The organism is Prevotella sp. MGM1 (genome assembly GCF_002933775.1).
Classification (GTDB): Bacteria; Bacteroidota; Bacteroidia; order Bacteroidales; family Bacteroidaceae; genus Prevotella.
In genome coordinates this window covers 43331-69972 of record NZ_BEWV01000125.1, presented here as the reverse complement: position 1 = coordinate 69972, position 26642 = coordinate 43331, and the positions used below count along the sequence as shown (strand labels likewise).

At 46.1% G+C, this 26642-nt stretch carries 19 protein-coding genes and 1 tRNA gene; 14 read left to right on the top strand and 6 right to left on the bottom strand.

The features are described 5' to 3' along the window. Positions 1-344: 344 nt before the first annotated feature. From MoGM_RS04390 to MoGM_RS04375, 4 genes are all read right to left on the bottom strand, one after another. Positions 345-419 (bottom strand) — tRNA-Arg (locus MoGM_RS04390). Positions 420-643: 224 nt separating this feature from the next. Next, positions 644-2014: an undecaprenyl-phosphate glucose phosphotransferase gene (locus MoGM_RS04385; protein ID WP_371410499.1), complete on the bottom strand. Its 1371-nt coding sequence runs from the start codon at positions 2012-2014 to the stop codon at positions 644-646. A gap of 204 nt (positions 2015-2218) precedes the next feature. Then, positions 2219-4630: a glycoside hydrolase family 2 TIM barrel-domain containing protein gene (locus MoGM_RS04380; RefSeq protein WP_104368916.1), complete on the bottom strand. Its 2412-nt coding sequence runs from the start codon at positions 4628-4630 to the stop codon at positions 2219-2221. Positions 4631-4697: 67 nt separating this feature from the next. Continuing rightward, complete coding sequence (locus tag MoGM_RS04375; protein ID WP_104368915.1) at positions 4698-5786, bottom strand: UDP-N-acetyl glucosamine 2-epimerase; 1089 nt, start codon at positions 5784-5786, stop codon at positions 4698-4700. Positions 5787-6235: 449 nt separating this feature from the next. Between MoGM_RS04375 and MoGM_RS04370 the strand changes: the two genes are divergently transcribed. After that, entirely contained in the window at positions 6236-6919 is a 684-nt protein-coding gene (locus MoGM_RS04370; RefSeq protein ID WP_104368914.1) for an RNA polymerase sigma factor RpoD/SigA, read from the top strand. A 256-nt stretch (positions 6920-7175) separates the two neighbouring features. Here the strand turns inward: MoGM_RS04370 and rpsA are convergent, their stop codons facing one another. Both rpsA and MoGM_RS04360 read right to left on the bottom strand, forming a co-directional pair. After that, the gene (rpsA, locus tag MoGM_RS04365; protein ID WP_104368913.1) at positions 7176-8951 is read right to left on the bottom strand and encodes a 30S ribosomal protein S1; all 1776 of its coding nucleotides are present in this window, start codon (positions 8949-8951) and stop codon (positions 7176-7178) included. Between the two features lie 159 nt (positions 8952-9110). Next, the gene (locus tag MoGM_RS04360; RefSeq protein ID WP_146078640.1) at positions 9111-13556 is read right to left on the bottom strand and encodes a translocation/assembly module TamB domain-containing protein; all 4446 of its coding nucleotides are present in this window, start codon (positions 13554-13556) and stop codon (positions 9111-9113) included. A 195-nt stretch (positions 13557-13751) separates the two neighbouring features. On the opposite strand from MoGM_RS04360, the gene MoGM_RS04355 reads away from it, so the two are divergent. From MoGM_RS04355 to atpE, 13 genes are all read left to right on the top strand, one after another. Continuing rightward, a complete protein-coding gene (locus MoGM_RS04355) occupies positions 13752-15101 on the top strand; it encodes a Na(+)-translocating NADH-quinone reductase subunit A (RefSeq protein WP_104368911.1) in 1350 nt (449 codons plus the stop codon). 13 nt (positions 15102-15114) lie between these two features. Beyond that, entirely contained in the window at positions 15115-16278 is a 1164-nt protein-coding gene (locus tag MoGM_RS04350) for an NADH:ubiquinone reductase (Na(+)-transporting) subunit B (RefSeq protein ID WP_104368943.1), read from the top strand. A 6-nt stretch (positions 16279-16284) separates the two neighbouring features. Then, entirely contained in the window at positions 16285-17022 is a 738-nt protein-coding gene (nqrC, locus tag MoGM_RS04345) for an NADH:ubiquinone reductase (Na(+)-transporting) subunit C (protein ID WP_104368910.1), read from the top strand. Between the two features lie 18 nt (positions 17023-17040). Continuing rightward, positions 17041-17667, top strand: a complete 627-nt coding sequence (locus MoGM_RS04340) for an NADH:ubiquinone reductase (Na(+)-transporting) subunit D (RefSeq protein WP_104368909.1) — start codon at positions 17041-17043, stop codon at positions 17665-17667. A 2-nt stretch (positions 17668-17669) separates the two neighbouring features. After that, the gene (gene nqrE, locus MoGM_RS04335) at positions 17670-18296 is read left to right on the top strand and encodes an NADH:ubiquinone reductase (Na(+)-transporting) subunit E (RefSeq protein ID WP_104368908.1); all 627 of its coding nucleotides are present in this window, start codon (positions 17670-17672) and stop codon (positions 18294-18296) included. A gap of 16 nt (positions 18297-18312) precedes the next feature. Beyond that, positions 18313-19584: an NADH:ubiquinone reductase (Na(+)-transporting) subunit F gene (gene nqrF / locus MoGM_RS04330; protein WP_104368907.1), complete on the top strand. Its 1272-nt coding sequence runs from the start codon at positions 18313-18315 to the stop codon at positions 19582-19584. A 636-nt stretch (positions 19585-20220) separates the two neighbouring features. After that, positions 20221-21630 (top strand): SLC13 family permease, encoded by a 1410-nt coding sequence (locus tag MoGM_RS04325; protein WP_104368906.1) that lies wholly within the window; start codon positions 20221-20223, stop codon positions 21628-21630. Positions 21631-21663: 33 nt separating this feature from the next. Beyond that, positions 21664-22641 (top strand): 6-phosphofructokinase, encoded by a 978-nt coding sequence (gene pfkA / locus MoGM_RS04320; RefSeq protein ID WP_104368905.1) that lies wholly within the window; start codon positions 21664-21666, stop codon positions 22639-22641. Between the two features lie 200 nt (positions 22642-22841). Beyond that, complete coding sequence (gene atpD / locus MoGM_RS04315; protein ID WP_104368904.1) at positions 22842-24368, top strand: F0F1 ATP synthase subunit beta; 1527 nt, start codon at positions 22842-22844, stop codon at positions 24366-24368. An 18-nt stretch (positions 24369-24386) separates the two neighbouring features. Beyond that, a complete protein-coding gene (atpC, locus tag MoGM_RS04310; protein ID WP_104368903.1) occupies positions 24387-24638 on the top strand; it encodes an ATP synthase F1 subunit epsilon in 252 nt (83 codons plus the stop codon). Between the two features lie 120 nt (positions 24639-24758). After that, entirely contained in the window at positions 24759-25067 is a 309-nt protein-coding gene (locus MoGM_RS04305; protein WP_233210160.1) for a hypothetical protein, read from the top strand. Between the two features lie 76 nt (positions 25068-25143). Next, complete coding sequence (gene atpB / locus MoGM_RS04300) at positions 25144-26154, top strand: F0F1 ATP synthase subunit A (protein ID WP_371410500.1); 1011 nt, start codon at positions 25144-25146, stop codon at positions 26152-26154. Positions 26155-26382: 228 nt separating this feature from the next. Further along, positions 26383-26622, top strand: coding sequence for an ATP synthase F0 subunit C (atpE, locus tag MoGM_RS04295; RefSeq protein ID WP_104368900.1), 240 nt, complete (start codon positions 26383-26385; stop codon positions 26620-26622). Positions 26623-26642: the final 20 nt, after the last annotated feature.

Sequence of the window (26642 nt, the reverse complement as noted above, 5' to 3'; positions counted from 1 at the left end):
AATAATGAGAAACAGGCTGTTTGTGCGTTAAAAACAATTTATGGCCTTGATAATCGTTCGTTGTGGTCTGTCCGATACGGTGATGTCGGCATGGTGATATGCGTGCTTTGGTCTCTTTTCTTTCTGTCAAACACAATTCTGTCATCGAATATTAAGTATGACGTTTCTTTTAGTATCACAAATTGGTATCACAAAAGTATCATATAATGATGTAAAACAGTGCAAAACGGGGTTTAAAATATCAGTCAGCAGTCAGAATGTTTAGGTGATACCATATAATTAATAATTCTATAACTATTTGATAGCCAAAAGAAAAAGAGACACAAAAACTGTGTCTCTTTCCGTGATTCCGTAGGGATTCGAACCCTAGACCCACGCCTTAGAAGGGCGTTGCTCTAATCCAACTGAGCTACGGAACCCTTAAATCGGGTGCAAAGGTATAAAATATTTATGAGATATCAAAATATATTCATTGTTATTTTGCATTAATCACTATCCCATGAAATAAATGAAGTTTCAACCTGGCAACATCCGATGAAATAAATAGTTGGATTTGATTACATATTTAATGACGGCCATCTGAATCCGTGTGTTTATGGAGACTGTATAGATATATGCACACGCTTTTCACCGAGATACGTACTTAATATGCCTTTTTGTCATGCACGATCATTTGTTTTGCTGTCTTCCATATTATTCGCAAATCAAGCCATATAGTCCAATTCTCAATGTACCATATATCACGCTTTACGCGACCTTTCATCTGCCAAAGTTCCTTTGTTTCGCCTCTGAAACCTGTTACTTGTGCCCATCCTGTGATGCCGGGCTTTACGAAATGGCGTATCATGTATGTGTCTATAAGCTCTCTGTATACCTTTGTGTGATGAAGCATGTGGGGGCGGGGGCCTACTATGCTCATATTACCGATAAGCACATTGAAAAACTGCGGCAGCTCGTCGATGTTGGATTTACGCATGAAATTTCCGAAAGCAAACTTTCTTGGATCATTTTCAGTAGCCTGGACAAGATCCGCGTCTTTGTTGACATGCATGGAGCGGAACTTGTAACAATTGAAGTTATGGCCGTTTAATCCTGTGCGTACCTGGCTGAAAAATACAGGTCCGGGACTTTGGATTTTTATTATCAGTGCAACAAATGGAATCAAAAGCGCCACAAAGAACAGGACAATCAACGACATTACAATGTCGAAAAGCCGTTTTATAAACTTGTTCATAGGCTTCATAAGTGGCTCGAGATGATTTGCGAAAACCATCGTCTCACCTACAGATTCTAATCTGAATGTACTTCCAAACACTTGCGAAATGACCGGAATATAATAGAAATGTGCCACGTTGCTATTGCAATAGCGCATCACTTTTCTTATCTTTTCATTGTCTTCGACAGGCAGGCAGCAATAAATGTCGTCTGCGATGGGTTTGGAGGTTTTTGATGTTATGATGGTGTCCAGATCTTTTGTGGTTCCTATATGATTTAGCCTGTCAGGGCAATTCTCTATTGTTTTGTCCGAATAATATCCAACTATGCGGTAACCCATCGACGGGTCATCCACGAGATAGGAATATATAGACAATACGGATTCGTCGGATCCGATGAACAGCACTTTACGAATATTGCGCCCCGAGCGTCTGTAATGCTTTATCACCCACCTCTCGACATAACGGGACAATATTATTCCGCAGTACAGTATGAACGTGAAACGTATGATGAGCATGATGTTAGGTAACGTATATCCGTTATAGAGATATACAACTTCAGCAATGAAGTACTCAACGATGCCTTGTGCAAGCACCAATAATGTGACCTGACGGAGAACCTGTTCGGGAGCAGAGCGTCTTAAATGCACAATGGTTGAGAAGAAATACTGGGCCACAGCCATTGCCATGTTGACAATGAATAACGATCTTATAGGGTCAATGTCGTTGTTGTATATACATCCGCCATACACATAATGGCAAATCAGGAATAGAATATTGAGAATGATAAAGTCACCCAATATTACAATATTCTTTATAAACTTGTTTGTTTTCGTATTTCGGCCCATTTTAAGGATTTAATTGTGTCGTTTGCAAAGTTATTATTTAAACATGAAATAACCAAATATGCTGACTTAAAATATGTTGGAATTATATTCAACAAAAAAGCGGAGTATGATATTATTGATATATTCACACTCCGCTTTTGTGGATTACTGTCGGTGTCAGTTGGTTTTCAATATCAATTTTACCGGTCTCAGTCCGTCGGCTGTAGCCGTCAGTGTCACTTTGCCTGCAGCTCCAGTCGAGCGTAATATGGCGGTCGCGGTTCCGTTGTACAGTCTTCTTGTGTTGCCTACGGTCAGTTCCTCGCTTGTTATGTCTCCGTTGATTACTCCTGCGAGCTCGGCCGGGCCGTCAACAGTGAATGTCACCTTGCTTGAGGCTCCTTTCACTCGGCGGCCTTTTTTGTCTACCGCTTCAATGCGGATGTGTTGGAGGTCCATTCCGTCGGCTTTCCATTCGGGATTGTCCGATGCTGCTTTCAGCGTTACGGCCTCTGAGGTTGTCTCTATTTTATGGCGTGCAACAACCTTACCTCCCGTTTTGGCTACAGCTTCTATGTTGCCGGCTTCGTATTTCACGTTATCCCATTTTATTTTGTTCCTGTTCTTTGGATTCTTTGTGTTCTGCTTTGTTCCGATACTCTTGCCGTTTACCAACAGTTCCACCTCGTCGGCATTGGTGTATGTATAAAGTGACATCGAGCTGCCGGCTTTCCTGTTCCAGTGGTCTGACATGCGTTGCGTACCAACCTTCACATCGTTCCACACTGTATTGTCGTCACTGTCTATTATGCCGATATGTACCACAGGTTCTTCCGGAACAAAGATACTCTTGAGGAAGTAGGCTATTGGTTTAGGTTCGAGCGATATGTCAAATATTCCCTGCGACCAGCCTTTTGCCGGCCATCCGTTGGACTCACCGAGATAGTCTATCATGCCCCAGTATGCCAGACCCACCACTTTGTCGAGATCCATCTCATAGTAGTTCGGACCCATCATGGCGGTGTTGGCTTCGCTTTGGTAGAAAATCAGGTTTGGAAAACGTCGCCCGTCGCCAGGGAAATACATGTATCTGTAATTGTATGATGCGATATCCGTCTCATGCACAAGCGGTGCCGGCAGCGAGTCGGTCTTCTGGTTGCGTCCGCGTGGGTGCATGGCTACAGTGACTGGGCGTGTCTTGTCGTAGCGTCGTAACAGTTCGCGCTGCATGCGGAAGGGTGTCACTCCCCAGTCGGCAAACGGCAGCGACCAGTATGTCTGCAATTCGTTTCCGAGACTCCACATCACCACCGACGGATGGTTCCGGTCGCGGCGGATAAATTCAGGAATGTCGTGTTGCCACAGGTTGAGCCACTCCGTGCGGCCGCCTGCAAACTGTGTCAGCCACTTGTCGTATAGTTCGTCTACCACAAGCATTCCATATTTATCGCAAAGGTCTAGGAACGACTTGCTGTATGGATTGTGGGATGTGCGCACATGGTTGAAGCCGAACTGCTTTAACAGCCGTATTCTTTTCTCCATGGCTTTCGGGTATGCGGCGGCACCAAGTGCTCCGAGAGTGTGGTGATTGGCTATTCCCTTGAAAACCACTTTCTTTCCGTTCAGTTTAAAACCGAATGCCGGTGAATACTCGATTTTGCGTATACCGAAAGTTTCCGATGTTCTGTCAGCCACAGTGCCGTCAGGTCTGTATAATGTGAGTATGGCTTTGTATAGGTGCGGCGTCTCGCAACTCCATAGTTTCGGGTTTTCGAGTGTGACACTGTCTATCCTGTGCTCGTTGATTTTCTGGCCGCGGTTGAACGGTATGTCTTTTGTCTCATTATACACTATGTTATTGTCCTGGTCAATGATTTGGGTGTTTATCCGCAAATCCTTTGTTTTCAGATAGCAGGCAATCTCCGCCTGTATGTTTACCGAAGCTTCCGCTGAGCTTACTTCCGGTGTGGTGATATATAGGGAGTGGCGTGTGAAATACTGCTGCGGGTCGGTAATCACGAGTGTTACATCGCGATACAGTCCTCCTCCGGTATACCAGCGGGAGTTTTCCGGCTTGCGTGTGTCTGCCTTCACGGCGATCACATTCTCCTCACCGTATTTCAACAGTTTTGATATGTCGGCTTCAAATCCGAGATAACCGTATTCCGTGCCACCTATGCGTCGTCCGTTCAAATATACGTCTCCAACAAGCATAATGCCCTCGAAGTCTATCACTACACGTTTTCCGCGCCATGACGCGTCGGGAGTGACGGTCTTGCGATACCATCCGATGCCCATTTCCTTGAATCCGCGTGAACTCAGTCGGCTCTTGACGTTGCTTGCCGCATCGCTTTTGTCGGCTTTCTCGCCTTTTTCAGGAGCTATCCACGGTTGTGATATCTGGAAATCGTGAGGAACGTTCACTGTCTGCCATGCGCTGTCGTCAAACTTCACGTTTTCACCGTTTGTCACGTCTCCTGCATGGAATCGCCATCCGAAATTAAGACTTTGCACTATACGTGCTTTTTCTTGGGCCGCAGCAGGAATGATTGCCAGTACGACCAAAAGTAACGATGTTATTCTTTTCATATTCAGTAGTTAGTTATTTTGTAAACAGGGTAGTTATAATTCTTATTGCCGTAATGCCGGGTATATACTATAATGCTGCTATGATTCTTACGATGCGCTCTGCCGTTCGTCCGTCCCACCTGTCGGGGAGCGAGCATTTTTTCCATTTACCGGCAACCATGTCTGTCACGGCGTTTCCCAACTTATGGGCATCCTCTCCCACGAGCACGCTCGAACCGTATTTTACTGTCTCGATATGCTCCGTGTAGCTGTTCAGTGTAGCGCATGGCACGCCGTTGAAGGTGGCTTCTTCCGCAACATTTCCTGAGTCGGTGATGACTCCCATGGAGTGTGCTGCCAGATAGCCGAATTCAAGATATGGCAACGGTTCTGTTATCAGCAGGCCGTCTGTGTCTGAATATATAGCTGACACTGCATCCCGTGCGGCACCTCTAAGAGGAGCCACCACGGGCACTCCATTGGCGGCAACGAGCATTGCGTCGACCATGGCACGCATATTTTCTGTGTCGGCAAGCAATGCTCTGCGGTTGAGAGTGAACACTATATAGCGCTTGTCTTCCAGTCTAAAATCATCGAATATGGCCGGTCTGCGCAGTCTGTCGCGACTTGCCCTGAGGGTGTCCATAAGTATGTTGCCAACCATATATATATTCGATATGTCTGCTCCTTCGCGTGCCGCAATAGTGTTTGCTCCTTCGCCTGCCGTGAACAGCAGATCGCTCAGGGAGTCTATTACCAGACGATTTATTTCTTTCGGCATGTTTATGTCAAAAGAGCGTGTGCCGGCCACAAGGTGAGCAAGTTTTATTCCGCGTTTTTTGGTTACTATGGCGGCAGCCATAGTAGAGGCGAGGTCATCGACAACGATAACCGCATCGGTGGTGTTTGAATCGAGATAACGCTCGAATTCACCCATGACACGTCCGGTAATCTCGTTCAGGTTAATGCTGTCTACACCTAAATAGACATCAGGACGGGCTATCTGCAAATCTTCAAAAAGAGATTGTTCGAGTGTGGCGTCGCTCTCTGTTCCGGCATATACGAGTGTATGGGCTATTCCGGCTTTTTCACTTTCCGCTTTTTTTATGGCTCTGATTATGGGAGCCACCTTTATGAAGTTCGGGCGTGCACCCGCGAAAATACAAATATTGAGCATGGATAATGTTTATATTTTTTGTAAAAGAACAAATCTAAATGCAAATATACTTAGTTTTGATGAATTGGCAAAGAAAATAGTTCGGGCATTTGGTTTGGGAGCATTAAAAGTCAGTAGGAATGACAGCTTGGTTTTGAGTGTCGGTAGCTGATATACAGCAAGCATCTTTCCGTTTTCCGATTGTTTTGAAATTTAAAAATCTCTGGCCGGATAATTTTCGGGTATATGGCGATCAGTGTAAGTTGTATTTTATATTGATGTTGTTTACATGAAGTTGAAACAATATCTTGAGGTGTATTAATACTGTATGGACAGCTGTTTATGTGGTATGTCTGTGTTGTGTGCCAGATTTTTTTTCCTGTACCTTAATAAATTTGAAAGTGTTGTGTAATCGGATTATTATTTGTATTTTTGCGGATATATAAAATAACGTGTAAATAAGGAAAGCTATGTTGGATAAGTATTTGGAAGAAATAAAAAAGACCTCTGTATTGACAGAGGAACAAGAGGCCGCTTTGGCAGAAAGGATATGTGCCGGTGACAGCAAGGCTGTTGAGAAATTGGTGACGGCCAATTTGCGTTTTGTCGTGTCCATGGCATCGAAATATCAGGGAAGGGGAATCGACCTGTCAGATCTCGTGGCAGAGGGAAACATAGCCCTTATGCGTGCTGCCGAGAGGTTCGAGGCCGGGCGTGGAAGCAGATTCGTTTCTTATGCCTCTCCATTTGTGAGAAAGGCTATGGAGCAGGCCATCGCTTTGCAGACTGGCCTGTATAATGTTCCATTGGATGAGCGTACGCCTTTGGAACGGAAACGTAGCAGGGCCTTGTCTGCCGATGCCCCGCTTGGCGGAAGAGCCAATGTGAGCCTGCTCAGTGTTCTTGAAAATCCAGACTCACCGTCGGCAGACGGAATGCTCGGCGATCAATCTTTCAATGAGGCCGTGAGTGAGGCGATGAAAGAACTTAGTGATCGTGAACGGATGGTCGTAATGATGTTTTTCGGAATAGGCCGTGAGAAACTTACATTTGCCGAGATTGGAATGGAGATGGGGCTTAAGCGGGAGCGTGTGCGTCAGATCCGTGACAAGGCTTTGCGTAAGATCTCAAAGCATCGTAACATCTTGCGTTGATTTGTCCGGGACATTATCATCAATCATAATATGGCAATATCGGTATTTATATGATATTTGGCTGCAACAAATAAGCGGCATTCAGGTATATCAGGCACTGTTTTTTGTAGACAAAAGAATAGTGCCTATATTTTTTGGGGACTGCCACTTTTTTCGGTAATGATATATTTGATGTCGAGTGCATAATAAGAAAATCGGATCCGGTAGGAATAACTACCGGATCCGATTTTTTTATTTATCATCTATAGAATGGTGATTATTCACCTTTTTCCATTTTCTCTTTCAACTGTGCGAGGATATCAATATCGCCGAGTGTTGTAGCTGCAGGCTGATTGTCAATCTTCACTGAGTCTTCTTTCTTTGCGCGCGGCTTCTTGGCTGCCTTGCGCTCCTCACGCTGTACATCCTCGAATGTGCGGCTGTGAGAAAGGATGATGCGCTTGCTGTCCTTATTGAACTCGATAACCTTGAACGGAAGTTCCTCGTTCAGAGCTGCCTGTGTGCCGTCTTCCTTAACGAGATGCTTCGGAGTGGCAAATCCTTCAACGCCTTTTTCGAGAGAGATAACGGCACCTTTCTCAAGGAGTTCGGTTATTTTGCCCTGATGTATGCTGCCTACTGTATATTCAGCCTCAAATACGTTCCATGGATTCTCTTCGAGTTGCTTGTGGCCGAGGCTCAGACGGCGGTTGTCCTTGTCAATGTCAAGAACGACAACATCTATTGTTGTACCAACCTGTGTGAACTCTGACGGATGCTTAACCTTCTTGGTCCAAGACAGGTCGCTGATGTGGATAAGGCCGTCAACACCCTCTTCAAGCTCAACGAATACACCGAAGTTTGTGAAATTGCGAACTTTTGCTGTATGCTTGCTTTCAACTGGATATTTAACCTCGATTGCTTCCCACGGATCTTCTTTAAGCTGTTTGATGCCAAGGCTCATCTTGCGCTCGTCGCGGTCGAGTGTAAGGATTACAGCCTCAACCTCGTCTCCTACTTTGAGGAACTCCTGTGCAGAGCGCAGGTGCTGGCTCCAAGACATTTCAGAAACGTGGATCAGACCCTCAACACCGGGCTGTATTTCAACGAATGCACCGTAATCGGCGATTACCACAACCTTACCGTTAACGTGGTCACCGACTTTCAGTTCTGCGTCGAGAGCATCCCATGGGTGCGGAGTAAGTTGTTTCAGACCGAGAGCGATGCGTTTCTTCTCGTCATCGAAGTCGAGAATAACGACGTTGATCTTCTGGTCAAGCTCTACAACCTTGTGAGGATCGTCTACGCGGCCCCAAGACAGGTCAGTGATGTGGATGAGTCCGTCAACACCTCCGAGGTCAACGAATACACCGTAAGAAGTGATGTTCTTGACTGTTCCTTCAAGGATCTGGCCTTTTTCGAGCTTAGAAATGATTTCTTTCTTCTGTGCTTCCAACTCAGCCTCGATGAGAGCTTTGTGGGAAACGACAACATTGCGGAACTCCTGATTGATTTTAACAACCTTGAATTCCATTGTCTTGCCTACGAACTGGTCGTAGTCGCGTATAGGATGGACGTCAATCTGGCTGCCGGGCAAGAATGCCTCGATGCCGAATACGTCTACAATCATGCCACCTTTGGTACGACACTTGATGTAACCTTGGATAATATCCTGATTGTCAAGCGCGGCGTTGACACGCTCCCAGCTCTTGCTGAGGCGGGCTTTCTTGTGAGAAAGGATCAGTTGACCTTTCTTGTCTTCCTGGTTCTCAACGTAAACTTCTACCTTGTCGCCGATTTTCAAATCGGGATTGTAGCGGAACTCGCTTGCCGGAATGATACCGTCACTCTTGTAACCGATGTTTACGATAACTTCTTTTTTGTCTGCGGAAATAACTGTTCCCTCGACAACCTGATGCTCACTTACCTTGTTCAAGGTCTCGTTGTAAGCCTTGTCAAGCTCTTCTTTGCTGACATTTACATGTGAGCCATTCTCAAACTCGTCCCAGTTGAAGTCTGATAACGGCTGAATGTTTTTGGTTAAATCTGACATAATAATTAATAAATGTTTGTTTAATTAATAAAGTTTGACTTTATGTTAATAATTAAAAATCGGCTGCAAAGGTACTTATTTTAATTATAGTAGTGCTTGTCGGATACTCAATTATTTTGCTTTTTATGAATATTTAACATCGGCACGGTCGCTCACATTTTATTCTTTATCAATCAATGGTTTATCCTTTTGACGTTTACTTTTCTTCTTTTTCTTCTTGTTAATGCCGAAAAGGTCTTTCAGGTTACTGAAATCTTTTTTCATGATAATGCCTATACCTTGTGTGTTGAGGCTTGATTTGGTGAAATATCTGTCATTAGTCTTGTTGTATACATTTACGGAAAGGTTGCCGTTGGGGAAAAGAAGGTATCGGATATCGAAATCACCAATGAAACTGGTGTTTGCGGTGCTTGCGTTATCCCTGTAACCGAACTGTCCGTTGATGAGCAGGCGGTTATTCAGCAGTCTTCCGCTGAGCAGCCCTTCGTATTCGGCGTTGTCCCAACCGTCGTTTCCGGTGGAAATGTTTGCTCCGAAATTCCAGTTCTTGCTGTTTATCACTGTGTTTAAAACACTGTTGATATGGCTCGATATCGTTCCCGATAACAACCCCTGCATAGCCAGTGACGTGTTGCTTTTTTGGTTCTCTTTTTGTGAGCCGGCATTATTGTTCTCCTTCGGATAGAACCGTCCTACTCCGAGAAGATAAAGTACTTGCTGGCTCATTTCGTCTTCGCTGTTGATAACGCTTCGTATCATCTGTTTCTCATCTGTGCTTACTGTCGGAACGTCAAGGTCGAAACTGATTTGGGGCTCGCCAGGCGTTCCGCTTATATTCATAAGGCAGTTCACACGTACAGTGTTGTTTGAGAAGCTGTTTCCTATGTTTAGATCGGATAAGGATACTCCGTTGACTGTGTGTATCGCTTGTAGATTGAGGCCGGCATCGAACGGGTTTCCTCCAAACTGTATTGTACCGCCGTCGTTAAAAACAAAACTTTTTTTGATAATGTCTTGTATCGTTATACCATATGTGCCGTTTGTCACACGGTATGTTCCGAACATATTGAAAGCACCCTTATTATAATACGATGCTCTGAGTACTCCGTTGCCGTTCAGTGTTATATAGTCATTGGTCTTGCTGTCCATCAGCAGTTTTATTGTCGCGTCCGGCGTACAGTTTATAAGGAAGTTTATGTGCATGTCCGAACTTAATTTTCGTATGTCCTTTTCCTCGTCCTGTTTTCTTTCGGCTGCAATCGTGTCGTTGCCGGCTGTTGCGCTGCCCCATTGAATAAACTCCTGATTGACAATTGCATCGGGATTCGATACGTTGTATACGAATTGTGAGTTCTTTTGAGGGGTTATGTTGATGTTGATGAGTACCTCGCCGCTTCTTCCGTGTATGTCCACTTCGCCGGTACCGAAAACAGTCCCGTAAAAAGTTTCATTGCCGAAATCCTGGAAGTCGTAAGCCAACAGATTGTCGGCTTTTACGGACAGATCGTATGACAAGCGTGTGAGATGTTTGTGATGGATGCCTCCGGATATTTCCCCCCTGTTGCCATACTTGTCGAATATTGGTATATTTCGCAACTCTATCTCATCGGGTATGAGCGTGACCGTGTCTTCTTTGAGGTGGTATTTACAGTTTAGCGGGCTGATGGTCGCGTCTCCGTTCAGCACGAGCATGCCTGTAAGATTAATCGTGCTTAACGGCCCGTAAAGTCTTACGGCACCTCTCGCTTCTCCGTTGATGTCGCTGATAAAACTGCTTGTGAAAGATTTTATGAACTCTATGCGGGTGCCTATTGCCTGTATTTCAAGGTCTATATAATTTCGTTCCGGCGATACGTATCCGTTTATCAGAGTACTTTTTGTCGGTCCGTCATTGGCAACGGCTTTTATGTCTATCTGCTTTTCTTTCTTGTTCCAGTCCACATAGGCATTCAATATACCCATTCTGCCATGCTCAAAAAGGAAATTGTCCACTGTGATTTTTGCGTTTGCGGACATGTCGTTCAGTGCGGATGATATGTAAGCATGGCCTGTTGCCTGCCCGCTGAAATCGACAGAGTGGAAGTTTACAAGATCGAGTATATACTCAATGTCTATATCGTTCAGTTCTACTTTAATCGAGTCTGTCGCCGATCGTGATGCCGTACCGTCTATGATGATGTGTTGTTTGTTGTTTTGTATAGAGAAACGGTCAACTTCTATTTTGTTGTTTCTGTATGTTATGTTTGAAGATGGGATATTCCATATCGTATCATTGATATTCGCATGTGACGGTTTCACGGCAATATTGGCCGTCGGTTTGTTCTCATCATCGAGTGCAAACATGGTTATGGCATTTATTGTTCCGCTTTGCTTTCTTTTTGCGTTGTTGCTCCATGTCAGTGAGGTGGCAAGTCTGTCGTCGATGGCATCGGCCGTAACATCAAGGTCAAAAACATCGCCATTATCCATTATTTTAGCTATTCTGATATTTCCGTGCAGTGCTTCATCCGGAGAAGAAATGGAAACGGAAGCGTTTTTGTATTCTTTTCCGTTGTATGTAAAATGCGGAATACGGCAGTTAAGGAAAATATCGTGTGACAAGTCGTTTATGTCGCCATCCAGACTCATGGGTGCCAAGAGCCTGAAAGGTATGTAAAACAGTTTCTCGAGCCAGTCTGTGTTTTTTATGTCGGCTCTTAACAGAAAGTCATTGCTTGCCTTTTTATTAGTATTTCTTATGCCTGGAATGGATGGTAGTTTGCTTTTTATGAAATGCTTGAAACTGTCTCCCAATGTATTGTAATCGAATCTGCCGATGATCTCTGCTGTTCCGAAATCGCTGTTGACAGTAAGAAAGCGGTTGCTATTGTCGTAGCCATATTGCAAACGGATGCTGCCAATCGTGAATTGTTCGTCAGGCTTGGACATGATAAAATCATCAATACTGATTTTTCCTACCGCATCTTTTATGTCTATTCCCTTGAGTTGTGCGGTGATGTCGGCAGAAAAAGATGCGTCTCCCCATTTCCTTGTCAGTCTGACGGCTTGTGGAGAAAAGTTTCTGACAGACACATTTAAGTTGACATCCGGTGTTTGGGATATGTTGTTGACAGCCCCCTCTATGTTCAGTGCAATGTTAGGGTCGTTTATATTTAACACTCCTTGTATTCCGTTATCGGCATATTGCCCGTCAATCGTGATGTTGCTGTATCTGTATCCTTTGTAGTCGAGTTCGGAAATGTTGCCTTTTGTGTTTACAAAAGTTGGTTTGTTGTCATTCATTATTCCGTCGAATACCGCGTCGGCAGTTATTATTCCGAACTCGTCGTTTTCAAATATCTCTTTGAGGTCAATGCCGTTTGCCTTGACGTCTCCGTTGAATAAACGGCCGTTTGCCAGACTGGCTGAAATATTCAAGCTGCCGGCCCCGGTTCCGATTTGGCATTGTGCTTTTCCGTTCTGTTTGTTTTGGGACTTTATGCGTCCGGACAAACTTATATCACCGAGTTTGGAGATAATTCTATTTATATCCTCATTTGTGTTTCGTGTGGAGTTTAATAATGACTGCAGGGCTTCCTGTGAGCAGCGAGACTCCTTTATATCTGCATACCATGCGACTCCTTCCGTGTTCTTTTTTATATATCCTCCGGCGGATAGGGCCAGGCTGTTGTCGTCGGAGTTTATGGTAAGTCTGGGAATGTCAATGCCGCAATCTCTTCCATTAAATAGGGATGATATGTGTAGCTTGTGGTTAAATGATTTTAATGCGGGCAGGAAGTATGCGAAGTCTGATGGGGAAACGGTTGATTTTTTAATTTCTCCGGCAAATTTGATTGTAGGCAGCCAGATGCTGTCTCCCTTGAACTCATAGCTTGCTTTAATGCTGTCGATTGTGAGCTCGGTACCGGGTAATTTGAGGTTAAACTCTTTAAGCTTGCATTTTTTTCTGTTGCCTTCCATTTTAAGGGACAGCTTGTTGAGTTTAAATCCGGACTGCTCATTGAAGGCAAGTTTCTTTATAGCGATGTTTACAGAGTCTTCTTTCAATGCTTTCAAGGATATATGTGCGCTGATATTCCTTATGTCAAGATGGTTCGGGTTTATCATGCCACTCGTATGTGGCTTGTCATATCTGTCATACTTTATGTTGCCTCTTTGTATTATGAAAGTGTTTATCCTTAAATCCAAAGGGGTGTGCGATGTGGTGTCTTTCGATGCGAGTGCGTCTAATACGAATTGAAAGTTTGGTTTCGCATTTTCCGTTTCACGGTATAGGGAAAAATACGAGCTGAATATCTGTGCCGACGATATTAATACTTTTCCCTCCGTTAGCGGTATAAGTTCTATCCTTGCGGAAATTCTTGCGGCTTTTATCATCTCTTTGCCTTTTCTGTCGTATATTATGACATCATCGATGATAAATCTGTTCAGAAATCCAAAATCCACTCTGCCGATGCTCACTTTTGCGTCAAGTTTGTGTGATATGGCAGAGGCGACCTGTGAGCCGAGATTTTTTTGTATGTAAGGTATGTGGAGCAATATGACCAAAAGCAGATACAGGCCGATTGCGGTCCATATAAAGATGCTGATTATATGCTTTAACACTTTCAATTCTTATGAAAATATTGTACGTTTATACCTGTTAAATCGTAAAATTGAGATTACAATTCATTCTAAAATCGTATTTTCTGGTACAAAATTACACTAAAAACTTGTCTTCATGGAATTTTAATAGTTTTTTTCTTTTATTCAATATGCTTTTTTGTATAATTTTGCAACAAAACCATTTGAAACCAGAATATGACAAATGTAATTAAATTACGCAAAGGCTTGAATATTAACCTTGCGGGCAAGGCGGAGATGACGAAAATCCGTTTACGCTCTAATGGTAAATATTCGTTACAGCCGGATAGTTTTACAGGCGTGATTCCCAAAGTTATTGTTAAAGAAGGTGACAGGATTAAGGCCGGTGAGGCTTTGTTCTTTGATAAGAACCATCCATCAGTGAAGTTCTCCTCGCCGGTAAGCGGGATTGTCAGGCAAGTTGTCCGTGGAGACCGGCGTAAGGTGCTTGGCATTCGTGTAGATGCTGATGATGCTCAGGAGTATGTTTGTTTCGGAAAGAAAGATGTGGCAAATCTCAGCGGCCGGGATGTGAAGGATGCCTTGCTTGAGGCTGGACTGTTCGGTTATATCAACATGTTGCCTTATGCGGTATCGGCTGATCCTGATACAATGCCTAAGGCAATTTTCGTATCTGCGCTTAGGGATATGCCTTTGGCGGCCGATTTTGAGTTTGAGTTGCAAGGGCAGGAAGATGATTTTCAAACAGGTTTGACTGCCCTTTCCAAAATGGCCAAGACTTACCTCGGAATAGGAGTCGGCCAATCTGCCGATGCGTTGACAAAAGCGCGGAATGTCGAGATCAATGTTTTTGACGGTCCTTGTCCGGCCGGGAATGTGGGTGTACATGTCAATCATGTGGATCCGGTGAACAAAGGAGAGACCGTTTGGACGGTAGAACCTTCCGCCGTATTGTTTTTCGGGCGTCTGTTCAATACGGGAAAAGTGGATTTGCGTCGCACCATAGCTTTTGTGGGAAGCGAGGTAGAGAAGCCGGCTTATGTGGATATGCTTGTTGGTGAAGAACTGTCTACACTGCTCAGCAACAGCATTAAGACGGAAAAGAAAGTAAGGATAATAGACGGCAACGTCCTTACCGGTAAGCAGACATCCAAAGACGGCTTTCTCGGTGCTCATAGTTCGGAAATAACCGTGATACCGGAGGGGGATGATGCCGATGAGTTTGCCGGATGGATAATGCCGCGGCTAAACCAGTACTCGTCCAGTAGAAGCTATTTCTCATGGCTTTTTCGTGAAAGGAAATATGCGCTCGATGCCCGTATCAAGGGCGGTGAGCGTCATATCATAATGAGTGGGGAGTACGACCGTGTGCTGCCTATGGATATTTACGCCGAGTATTTGATAAAGGCCATAATAGCCGGAGATATAGATAAAATGGAACAACTCGGCATTTACGAGGTTTCTCCCGAAGATTTTGCCTTGGCGGAGTTTGTCGACAGTTCTAAGTTGGAATTGCAGCGAATAGTCCGTAGTGGCTTGGATATGTTGCGTAAGGAGAATGAATAAAATAAATGTTACTATGAGTATATTGAGAAATTATCTTGATAAGATAAGACCACACTTTGAAGAAAGCGGCAGGTTACACGCTTTCAAAAGCATATATGACGGTATGGACACGTTCCTGTATGTGCCCAATGCCACGTCAAAGAGCGGGACCAATATTCATGACTCCATCGATTCAAAGCGTATAATGAGCATGGTTGTCATCGCCCTTGTTCCGGCGATGCTTTTCGGAATGTATAATGTTGGCTATCAGAACTACCTCGCGGCAGGCACATTATCTTCGGCAACTTTCGCCGAGGTGTTTTTGTTCGGTTTTCTTGCCGTATTGCCTAAGATAATCGTAAGCTATGCGGTAGGTCTTGGCATAGAGTTCGCTTGGGCGCAGTGGAAGGGTGAAGAGATACAGGAGGGCTTTCTCGTATCGGGAATACTGATACCGCTTATCGTTCCGGTGAACTGTCCTTTGTGGGCACTTGCCGTTGCGGTTGCTTTTGCCGTGGTGTTTGCCAAAGAGATTTTTGGCGGTACCGGCATGAATATCTTTAATGTGGCGTTGGTTGCCAGGGCCTTTCTCTTCTTCTCTTATCCTACGGAGATGAGCGGCGATACCGTGTGGGTGGCTAAAGACAGCATCTTCGGTTTCGGCAATCAGTTGCCCGATGCTTTCACTTGTGCCACACCGCTTGGTGCGATAGGCAGTGGCAGCGCCGCTCAATATTCACTGTGCGATATGGTTTTGGGATTTATTCCCGGCAGCATAGGCGAGACGAGCGTTATAGCAATAGCGGCGGGAGCGGTTGTGTTGCTATGGACAGGTATTGCCAGCTGGAAAACGATGCTGAGTGTGTTTGTTGGCGGCGGTCTTACCGCATTTTTGTTCAGCGCGTCAGGAATGACGCCGTTGCTATGGTACGAGCATCTTGTGCTTGGCGGTTTTGCTTTCGGAGCGGTGTTCATGGCGACGGATCCGGTGACTGGTGCGCGTACCGAGGCCGGCAAATGGGTATTCGGATTCATTATCGGCACGCTGGCTGTCATTATCCGCGTGATGAATCCCGGTTATCCGGAGGGAATGATGCTGGCCGTTCTTTTTGCCAATATGTTTGCTCCGTTGATAGATTATTGCGTCGTTGAGAGAAACATATCGAAGAGAATGAAACGTTTAAAGACTAAAAAATAACGCACGATGGCAGAACAGAATAGAAAGGGATTCAATAAAGAATCCAACATATACATTATATTATACAGTACCGTGATGGTTGTCATGGTGGCTTTTCTGCTGGCTTTTGTCTTTCAGACATTGAAGCCGGTACAGGATGTCAATGTGGCTCTTGATAAGAAAAGGCAGATACTCGCGGCTCTTAACATCGACAACATAAGCAATGATGACGTGTCTTCTGAATATTCCCGCATAGTACTTGCCGACAAGATAATAGACAAGGAAGGGCATACGACCGATGAAGGCAGTAGAGGTGGAGAGCAAGCCGCTTTCATGTTGAACAGTTCCGACTATAAGGCCGGGCGTCTCGGACTTTTTGTTTGCGACGTGAATGGCAAGACGAAATATGTCATTCCCGTATACGGTATGGGACTGTGGGGGCCTATATGGGGATATATCGCCATAGACAGTGACAAGTCGACCGTGTACGGAGCTTATTTCAATCATGAGAGTGAGACAGCGGGACTTGGTGCCGAGATAAAGGACAATAAGGCGTGGCGTGATAAGTTCCGTGGTAAGAAGCTCTTCGCTGACGCGGAAAATGACAGGCAGAGGATTGCGCTTGCGGTGAGAAAACCGTCGGATTTAAAGAACGCGGAGTCGGAAGTGGATGCCATTACCGGTGCCACCCTCACCTCAGACGGCGTCAGCAACATGTTTGCCGACTGTCTTGGAAAATATATGAAGTTTTTGAATGAAAGGTAAAACGAAGCAGAAAGAAATATGAGCAAGTTGTTTTCAAAGAAGAACAGAGAAGTTCTCGCAAACCCCTTAAATCCGGATAATCCCGTGCTGGTGCAGGTGTTGGGCATATGTTCCGCGTTGGCCGTGACCGCACAGTTGAAGCCTTCGATAGTCATGGGACTTGCCGTTACTGTGATTACGGCTTTTTCCAATGTCATAATATCACTGATACGCAATACTATTCCCACACGGATACGCATCATAGTGCAGCTTGTCGTGGTGGCGACACTTGTCACTGTTGTCAGTCAGGTTCTCAAAGCATATTCTTATGATATCAGCGTGCAGTTGTCCGTATATGTAGGCCTTATAATAACAAACTGTATTCTGATGGGGCGTCTTGAGGCCTTTGCGATGATGAACAAGCCTTGGCCCAGTTTTCTCGACGGCATAGGAAATGGTCTCGGATATGCCATGATTCTGATTATAGTGGGTGCATGCAGGGAGTTTTTCGGCCGAGGCAGCCTCGGGGGCATTCAGATTATACCACAATGCGCGTATGATGCCGGCTATATAAACAACGGTATGATGACAATGCCTGCCATGGCGCTCATACTTGTGGGATGTGTGATATGGATACACAGGGCTTATTTTTATAAGGAGAAATGAATATGGAACATTTGGTAAGTTTGTTTTTCAGGTCCATTTTCGTGGACAATATGATATTCGCGTTTTTCCTCGGCATGTGTTCTTACCTTGCCGTGTCAAAGAATGTGAAGACATCGTTGGGGCTTGGTTGTGCGGTTACGTTCGTGCTGCTCATCACCGTCCCTGTAAACTATCTCTTGCAGACACGTGTTCTCGGCCCCGACTGTCTTTTGCCGGGTGTGGATTTATCTTATCTCGGGTTCATTCTGTATATAGCGGTCATAGCGGGTATCGTGCAGTTGGTGGAGATGATGGTAGAGCGTTTTTCTCCGTCGCTTTATGCCTCGCTTGGAATTTTCCTGCCCTTGATAGCCGTAAACTGTGCCATAATGGGAGCGTCGCTGTTCATGCAGCAGCGCATCAATCTCGATCCGGCCTCTTCACAGTATATAGGCAGTGTGCTCGATTCGGTCGTTTACGCCGTAGGTAGCGGAATTGGCTGGACGATTGCCATCGTGTCTATGGGTGCCATACGTGAGAAGATGCAGTATAGCGATGTGCCTAAGCCGTTGCAAGGCCTTGGCATTACTTTTATAACAGTAGGCCTTATGGCTATGGCAATGATGTGTTTCTCGGGTCTGAACATTTAATAAAAGATAATTCTAAATGATACAATTCATATTATTAAGCATTGGAGCTCTTCTCGTCACCACTCTCCTTTTGGTGGCTCTGCTCCTTATTGCAAAAAAATATCTGTCACCGGGCGGTAATGTGACGATTACTGTGAACGGAGACAAGACAATAACGACCGGGCAGGGCGACAGTCTGATGTCCGTATTGAACAACAACGGGATATTCCTTTCGTCGGCCTGCGGAGGCAAGGCGTCTTGCGGACAGTGCAAGGTACAGGTTCTTGAAGGCGGCGGAGAGATACTCGACTCGGAGAAATCCCATTTCACAAGAAAGGAGATTAAAGACCACTGGAGGCTTGGATGCCAGTGCAAGGTCAAGGGAGACTTGAAGATTAAGGTACCGGAGAGCGTGATGGGTGTCAAAGAGTGGGAGTGTACCGTTATATCGAATAAGAATGTGTCCAGTTTCATCAAGGAGTTTATCGTGGCGCTTCCTCCGGGAGAGCACATGGATTTTGTGCCCGGTTCGTATGCCCAGATTAAAATTCCGGCTTACGACTGTATCGATTATGACAAGGATTTTGACAAAACCGATATCGGAGACCAATATCTGCCGGCATGGGAGAATTTCAATATATTCTCATTGAAGGCTCATAACCCCGAAGATACCGTGCGGGCATATTCAATGGCCAACTATCCGGCAGAGGGTGATCGTATAATGCTTACCGTCCGCATCGCCACAACTCCGTTCAAGCCACGCCCGCAGGTAGGCTTTCAGGATGTGCCCACGGGTATAGCGTCGTCATATATTTTCAGTCGTAAACCGGGAGACAAGGTTATAATGAGCGGTCCTTACGGTGATTTCCACCCGATATTCGACTCGAAGAAAGAGATGGTCTGGGTCGGCGGAGGAGCTGGAATGGCTCCGTTGCGTGCCCAGATAATGCACATGACCAAGACGCTGCATGTGCGCGACCGGGAGATGCATTATTTCTATGGTGCCCGTTCGCTGTGTGAAGTGTTCTATCTCAATGATTTCCTTGAACTGGAAAAAGAGTATTCCAATTTCCATTTCCACCTTGCTCTTGACCGTCCCGACCCTGTGGCCGACGAGGCCGGAGTGAAGTATACGGCCGGATTTGTGCATCAGGTGATGTATGATACGTATTTGAAAAATCATGATGCCCCGGAAGATATCGAGTACTACATGTGCGGTCCGTGTCCGATGTCAAATGCCGTTGTCGGGATGCTCGACAGTCTCGGAGTGGATGGCGAGGCCATAATGTATGATAATTTCGGAGGATAATGGCTGACCGCCATACATACCGCCCGAACGGGGGCAAAGCCGCTGAAATTCAGCGGCTTTGCCCCCGTTCGGGCGGTAATGGTATGCTGTTTTGGGATTACAGCCCCTCTATTGTGCGGAAAGTAATAATAAAGTCATGAATTTAACACTTTGTTTTTTCTCGTTCCACGTCGGCTACACGATATACATCGCTATATACAATGCGGCGGCAGGACTGTCGTGACATGGAATTTTTACATTTTTCTTGCAACGGGACGCTCGTTGGAGTGCGTTCGGCAGCTAATTGGTCTGCGTTTAGACACCCGTTGCGTCCCAACGGGCATCTAAACGCGTCCCAACGAGTATCTTATTGTGAGAAAAGAGACGCTTATGGAATTGTGGATGCTGCGTGCTTCAAGGCACACCGATGTATTTGGCTGGCAGGCAGGTCTTTACGAAAACAGTGAAATACGACGATATTTTCGGTCTTGTGACTTTAATTTCCGGAATAATCGGAATATGGAAACACTTTTGTAATATTATTTCACAACAAACATTGCCGTTCGGATAAAAACCGGCAAACAGATTAAAGGTTGTTAAAATAATATTGTCTTTCGGCCAAAGATTAGTATCTTTGTCGATAAAAATGTACGGTGTATGACGTTGGTGATAGTAATAATACTGTTGTTGGGCTACTTCCTGATAGCCACGGGGCACCTGACAAATATAAACAAGGCGGCAATAGCCATGTTTGTCGGCACGGTCGGGTGGATACTCTACATCTCCTATGGCACGGATTTTGTCATGGAGCGTCATCCGCATGAATATATGGAGTTTCTGGCGGGTAGGTCGCCATCAAGCGAGACCGTCAAGTATTATATCTATGACCATATATTTTTGATGTATCTTGGCAAGACTGCGTCTATCGTATTGTTTCTGCTTGCCACGATGTCCATAATAGAGATATTGAACAACAACGGCTGTTTCGATTTCATAAGCGAATGGGTGCGCACGAGAAACTCCAGGCGTTTCATATGGACGATAACATTGTTCACATTCGTGATTTCCGCCAATCTCGACAATCTGACCACATCGACCATGATGCTTACCATCATGCACAACATCGTGCAGGGCAGGCGTCAGCGCCTCATAATAGGCTGCGCCATTGTGCTTGCGGCGAATACGGGAGGGTGTTTCACGGTAATCGGCGACCCCGCCGGTGTTGCCCTTTGGACAAACGGAGCCGTCACGGCGACCAACTTCTCGGCATATCTTGTGTTGCCGGCAATGGCGGCCTGGGGGCTGCCCACGTATCTGCTTAGCCGCGGTCTTCCCGAACGTCTCGATGTGGAGTGGCCGGCGGCCCGGTACCGGGGCGATGACACCAACCTCACGCGGTGGCAGCGGCTTGTGATGCTGGTGGTGGGCATAGGCGGACTGTGGTTTATTCCAACATTCCATAACATCACCAAGCTCAGTCCTTTTCTCGGGGCGCTTTGCGTCCTGTCTGTGTTGTGGGTCGTAGACGAGGTTATCAACCGTAAGCTTCTTGATGCCGACAGGATGATACAGCGCCGCATGCCGCAGGCATTGCGGTACGACAATATACAGTCCATACTTTTTATCATCGGCATAATGCTTGGAATGGGAGCTGCCTCTGAGACGGGAGTGTTCAGCACTCTGTCCGGATGGATAGACTACAATGTGCATAATGTGTGGTTCTATGGGGTGGTGGCCGGTCTGTTGAGCGGAATGGTAGACATGTTTACCATCGCCATGACCGGCATATCGATGTATCCGGTGCTCGATGGCGGCAATATCGGCATGTGGAGCGATGCCGCTTATATGTCCGACTTTGTGGTCAACGGTGCCTACTGGAAGATCATTGCCTACTCGACAGCCGTTGGAGGATGCCTTGTATGCTTTGCCAATGTGAGCGGTCTGGCACTTATGAAGATCGAGCGTATGCGGATCGGATGGTATGTCAAGCACTGCACGGCCAAGATCATGGTTGGATGGCTTGCCGGGTTGGCCATATTATGGGCTGAGATCACTTTTATGCGGTAGATGTGAGTTTTTTTTAGTAAAAAGATTAAGTATATGGCAAAGATAAAGACAATAGGTGTGCTCACCTCGGGAGGCGACGCTCCGGGAATGAACGCCGCAATCAGAGCCGTCACACGTGCCGGTATATGCAACGGGTTTAACATCAAAGGAATATATCGCGGATATGAAGGGCTGATACATGGAGAGATCAAGCCGTTCACGACTGAAAACGTGAGCGGGATAATCATGCACGGCGGCACGATATTGAAGACTGCCCGCAGCAAGGAGTTCATGACTCCAGAGGGCATGGCAAAGGCCTATGAGACGATGAAAAGGGAGGAGATAGACGCTCTTGTGGTAATCGGAGGAAACGGCTCGCTCACCGGAGCGAGAATTTTTGCGGCCGAGTATGATGTGTGTTGCGTCGGCCTGCCAGGCACGATAGACAATGACCTTTACGGCACGGATTCTACAATAGGATACGATACGACGATGAACACCATCGTGGACTGTGTGGACAGGATACGTGACACGGCGCAGAGCCATGAGCGGATATTCTTCGTTGAGGTCATGGGACGGGACGCGGGCTTTCTTGCGCAGAACAGTGCCATAGCCAGCGGGGCCGAGGCAGCCATCATTCCCGAAGACTCGACAGACGTGGACCAGTTGGTAAGATTTATGGAGCGGGGCATACGCAAGTCAAAGAAAAGCTGCATAGTGATTGTTTCTGAAAGTCCCAAGTGCGGTGCTTTGTATTATGCCGATCGTGTGCGAAACGAATATCCCGATTATGATGTGCGCGTGTCTATTCTCGGACACCTCCAACGAGGCGGGCGTCCAACCGCCCACGACCGTATACTGGCCAGTCGCACCGGTGTGGGCGCGATAGAGGCCATATTGCAGGGGCAGCGCAATGTTATGGTAGGCGTGCGCAACAATGAGGTGGTTTACGTGCCTTTTGCCGACGCTGTCAGGACAGACAAGCCGCTCGACATGAAACTGATAAAAGTTCTTGACGAGTTGAGTATCTGACAGAGGGCGTACATGGTGTGTGCCGCCTTATGGAAAGGGTATTTCCGTTTTGTTCTGATTTGCGGAAAATGCCGTATTTACCTTGCGTGTATTTATCGATTTTATAAAAAGAGTAAAATGTGCTTGGTTGTGAAAAAAAATAGCTACCTTTGCCATAATGTTACTGGAGAGAAAACAAATATCTAAATATAATTAAGCTTATGTCACAAATTATCGGACATATTTCTCAGATAATAGGACCGGTTATCGACGTTTATTTCGATACGAAAGGTCTGGACGCGGAGAAAGTGTTACCTAAAATTCACGAGGCATTGAAAGTAAAGCGTCCCGACGGACGTGACCTTATAGTTGAGGTACAGCAGCATATAGGTGAGGATACCGTGCGCTGTGTGGCAATGGACAATACGGACGGTTTGCAGCGCGGGCTTGACGCCGTGCCTACCGGATCGCCTATCGTGATGCCGGCCGGAGAGCAAATCAAGGGACGCATGATGAACGTAATCGGAGAACCGATAGACGGTATGGCTCCCCTAAGCATGGACGGAGCATACCCCATTCACCGTGAGCCGCCTAAGTTTGAGGAACTCTCGACAAGGAAAGAGATGCTCGCTACGGGTATCAAGGTTATCGACCTGCTCGAGCCTTACATGAAAGGCGGCAAGATCGGACTGTTCGGAGGTGCCGGCGTGGGCAAGACAGTGCTTATCATGGAGCTTATAAACAATATAGCCAAGGGACATAACGGATATTCGGTTTTTGCGGGAGTGGGAGAGCGCACCCGTGAAGGTAACGACCTGATACGAGATATGATAGAGTCTGGCGTTATCCGATATGGCGATAAGTTCAGGAAGGCCATGGATGAAGGAAAATGGGACTTGTCTCTCATCGACCCGGAAGAATTGAAGAAATCGCAGGCTACACTGGTATACGGACAGATGAACGAACCGCCGGGAGCGCGTGCGTCGGTGGCGTTGTCGGGGCTGACCGTGGCCGAGGAATTCCGTGACCATGGAGGAAAAGACGGTGAGGCGGCGGACATCATGTTCTTCATCGACAATATATTCCGTTTCACGCAGGCCGGTTCGGAAGTGTCGGCGCTGCTCGGTCGTATGCCTTCGGCTGTGGGTTATCAGCCTACTCTGGCCAGTGAGATGGGAACGATGCAGGAGCGAATAACGTCCACGAAGCGCGGTTCAATCACGTCCGTGCAGGCAGTCTATGTGCCGGCCGATGACCTGACAGACCCGGCTCCGGCGACGACATTCACCCACCTTGACGCCACGACAGAGCTTAGCCGTAAGATAGCCGAGCTGGGTATCTATCCTGCGGTAGACCCACTGGGCAGTACTTCGCGTATTCTTGACCCTCTGATTGTGGGCAAGGAGCATTATGAGTGTGCACAGCGAGTGAAAGAGATATTGCAACGGTACAAGGAATTGCAGGATATTATTGCTATTTTGGGCATGGACGAACTTTCGGATGAGGATAAGCTGACCGTAAACCGCGCGCGTCGTGTACAGCGCTTCCTTTCCCAGCCGTTTGCCGTTGCCGAGCAGTTTACCGGTCTTCCCGGCGTGATGGTACCGATAGAAGACACAATCAAAGGTTTCAACGCAATCCTCGACGGTGAGGTGGACGACCTGCCTGAGCAGGCTTTCCTTAACGTGGGTACGATAGAAGACGCCAAGGCTAAGGCCAAGGTTCTGTTGGAAGCGGCACAAGGATAATCTTAATAGCGCAAGGATATGAGTTTGAGACTGAAAATCGTATCACCGGAAAAAGTGGAGTTTGACGGAGATGTGGAGAGTGTTACCGTGCCCGGACAGTTGGGACGGTTTGAGGTGTTATCCAATCATGCTCCCATAATATCTTCACTTTTGGACGGTATGGTGGAATACAAGACCCTCTCCGGTACATATCAACTGAATATATCCGGAGGATTTATAGAGGTGCAGAAGAACAACGTGAATATCTGTGTGGAGATCGCGGCAGGTTAGAGGCATCATAGTATCGCAATGTTATCTTGAAGTATGGGTGATATAGACAGGTTAAGCAGAAATTACGCGTTTGGGAGTGCGGCCATTTTTTGTGTGTTGTTTCCGGTGGGAGTGTTGCTGATGAATATTTGTGACATTCCCGGAATGATGGCACCTCTGATTGTCAGTGCCGTATTCATGCTTGTGGTAGACATGGCGGATGTGGCGGTATGGCGGTTGATTGCCAAAAGAGCGCCATCGTATCTTCCTACTTTCTACACGTCAGTGTCTGCTTTCAGGATGTTGCTGGCCTTGGCGGCAATGTTTGTCTATTATCTTATAGCGGGACGTGGCGCGATGCTTGTCTTCTTCTTGACTTTCATGGTATTTTATTTGGCATCATTGATACATCATGCGGTTTTCTTTGCTAAAGTGTCTAATAAGTCTTAGTGGAATACGCACAAGATAAAATAAATAAAAAAGAATAATGAAGCAGTTAAAGGTAACTATACTATTGGTTCTGTTAATGCTCTTTCCGGTATTGTCAAATGCGGAAGAAACAAAGAGCGATGGCGGGAAGATAGACATTCCTCACATTGTGCTTGAACACCTTTCGGATTCTTACGAATGGCATATAGCCACTTATGAGGGCAAGCACATTGGCATACCTCTTCCGGTAATCGTGCGCAGCGATAATACCGGTGAGTGGTATTGCGGTACTGCTCATAACTTGCCGGAGCGTTTCTTCTTCAACGAGGAGCATCACGGTAAGATTTATGAAAGGCTGGCGGACGGAAGTGTTGTCAGGCCGATAGATTTGAGTATAACCAAGGCTGTTGCCCAGATCTGGATCGTTGTGGCCGTGCTGGTTATTGTATTTTTGTCATGTGCCCGTTGGTATAAGAGGCATGACGAGAAGAGTGCGGCTCCTTCCGGTTTTGTCGGAATGATGGAAATGCTCGTGATGACCATTCACGATGATTTGGTAAAGTCGTCAATAGGAGAGAAGCATTACAAGCCCTATGCTCCTTACTTGCTGACAGTATTCTTTTTTATATTCACATCCAATCTTGTGGGGCTTATCCCTGTATTCCCGGGAGGTGCGAACGTTACAGGAAATATAAACGTGACGTTGTTTCTGGCAGTATGTACTATGCTCGTTGTCAACCTGTTTGGCAATAAGGAGTATTGGAAGGAGATTTTCTGGCCGGAAGTGCCGTTGTTTTTGAAAGCGTATCCCGTACCATTGATACCTGTGATAGAGTTCTTCGGCTTGTTTACAAAGCCTTTTGCGCTGATGGTACGTCTGTTTGCCAATATGATGGCAGGTCATGCTGTGATACTCAGTTTCACGTGCGTGATATTCCTCGGGTGGTCAATGGGAGTTGGTTATGGTGTCGGATTGAATACGTTCAGTGTCGTGATGCTTCTTTTCATGAACTGTCTTGAACTGCTGGTGGCGTTTGTCCAGGCATACGTCTTCACGTTGCTGAGCGCCGTCTTTATCGGATTGGCGCACCAGGAGCATAGTCATTGACGAGAATAAAGGATTTGTAAACGCATGGTTTGGCTTGTCGGGGCAATGTTATAGCTTGTTAATGGTGTGTCACCGCCTGTTTTAAGGTGAGGCAATGGGGGATTCGAAGCGGACCCGACTGTTAGGCAAGGTGTCAACGGTTAAAAAAGACAGGGTACAGAACTCTAATTATTAAAGGACAGATAGAGAATATAAACAGTATAGATTAATAAATTAAAAGATTAGATTATGATTATTTCAACATTATTGGCTGCGGAAGGTCTGGCACAGCTGGGCTGCGGTCTCGGAGCAGGTATCGCTACAATTGGAGCAGGTTTGGGTATTGGTAAGATTGGCGGTAGCGCAATGGATGCTATTGCACGTCAGCCGGAGGCAACCGGTAAGATCCAGACAAACATGATTCTTACATCTGCTTTTGTCGAGGGTTGTGCTCTTTTTGCCATTGCGGCTTGCGCATTCCTTATATAATAGCAGAACCATAAATATAA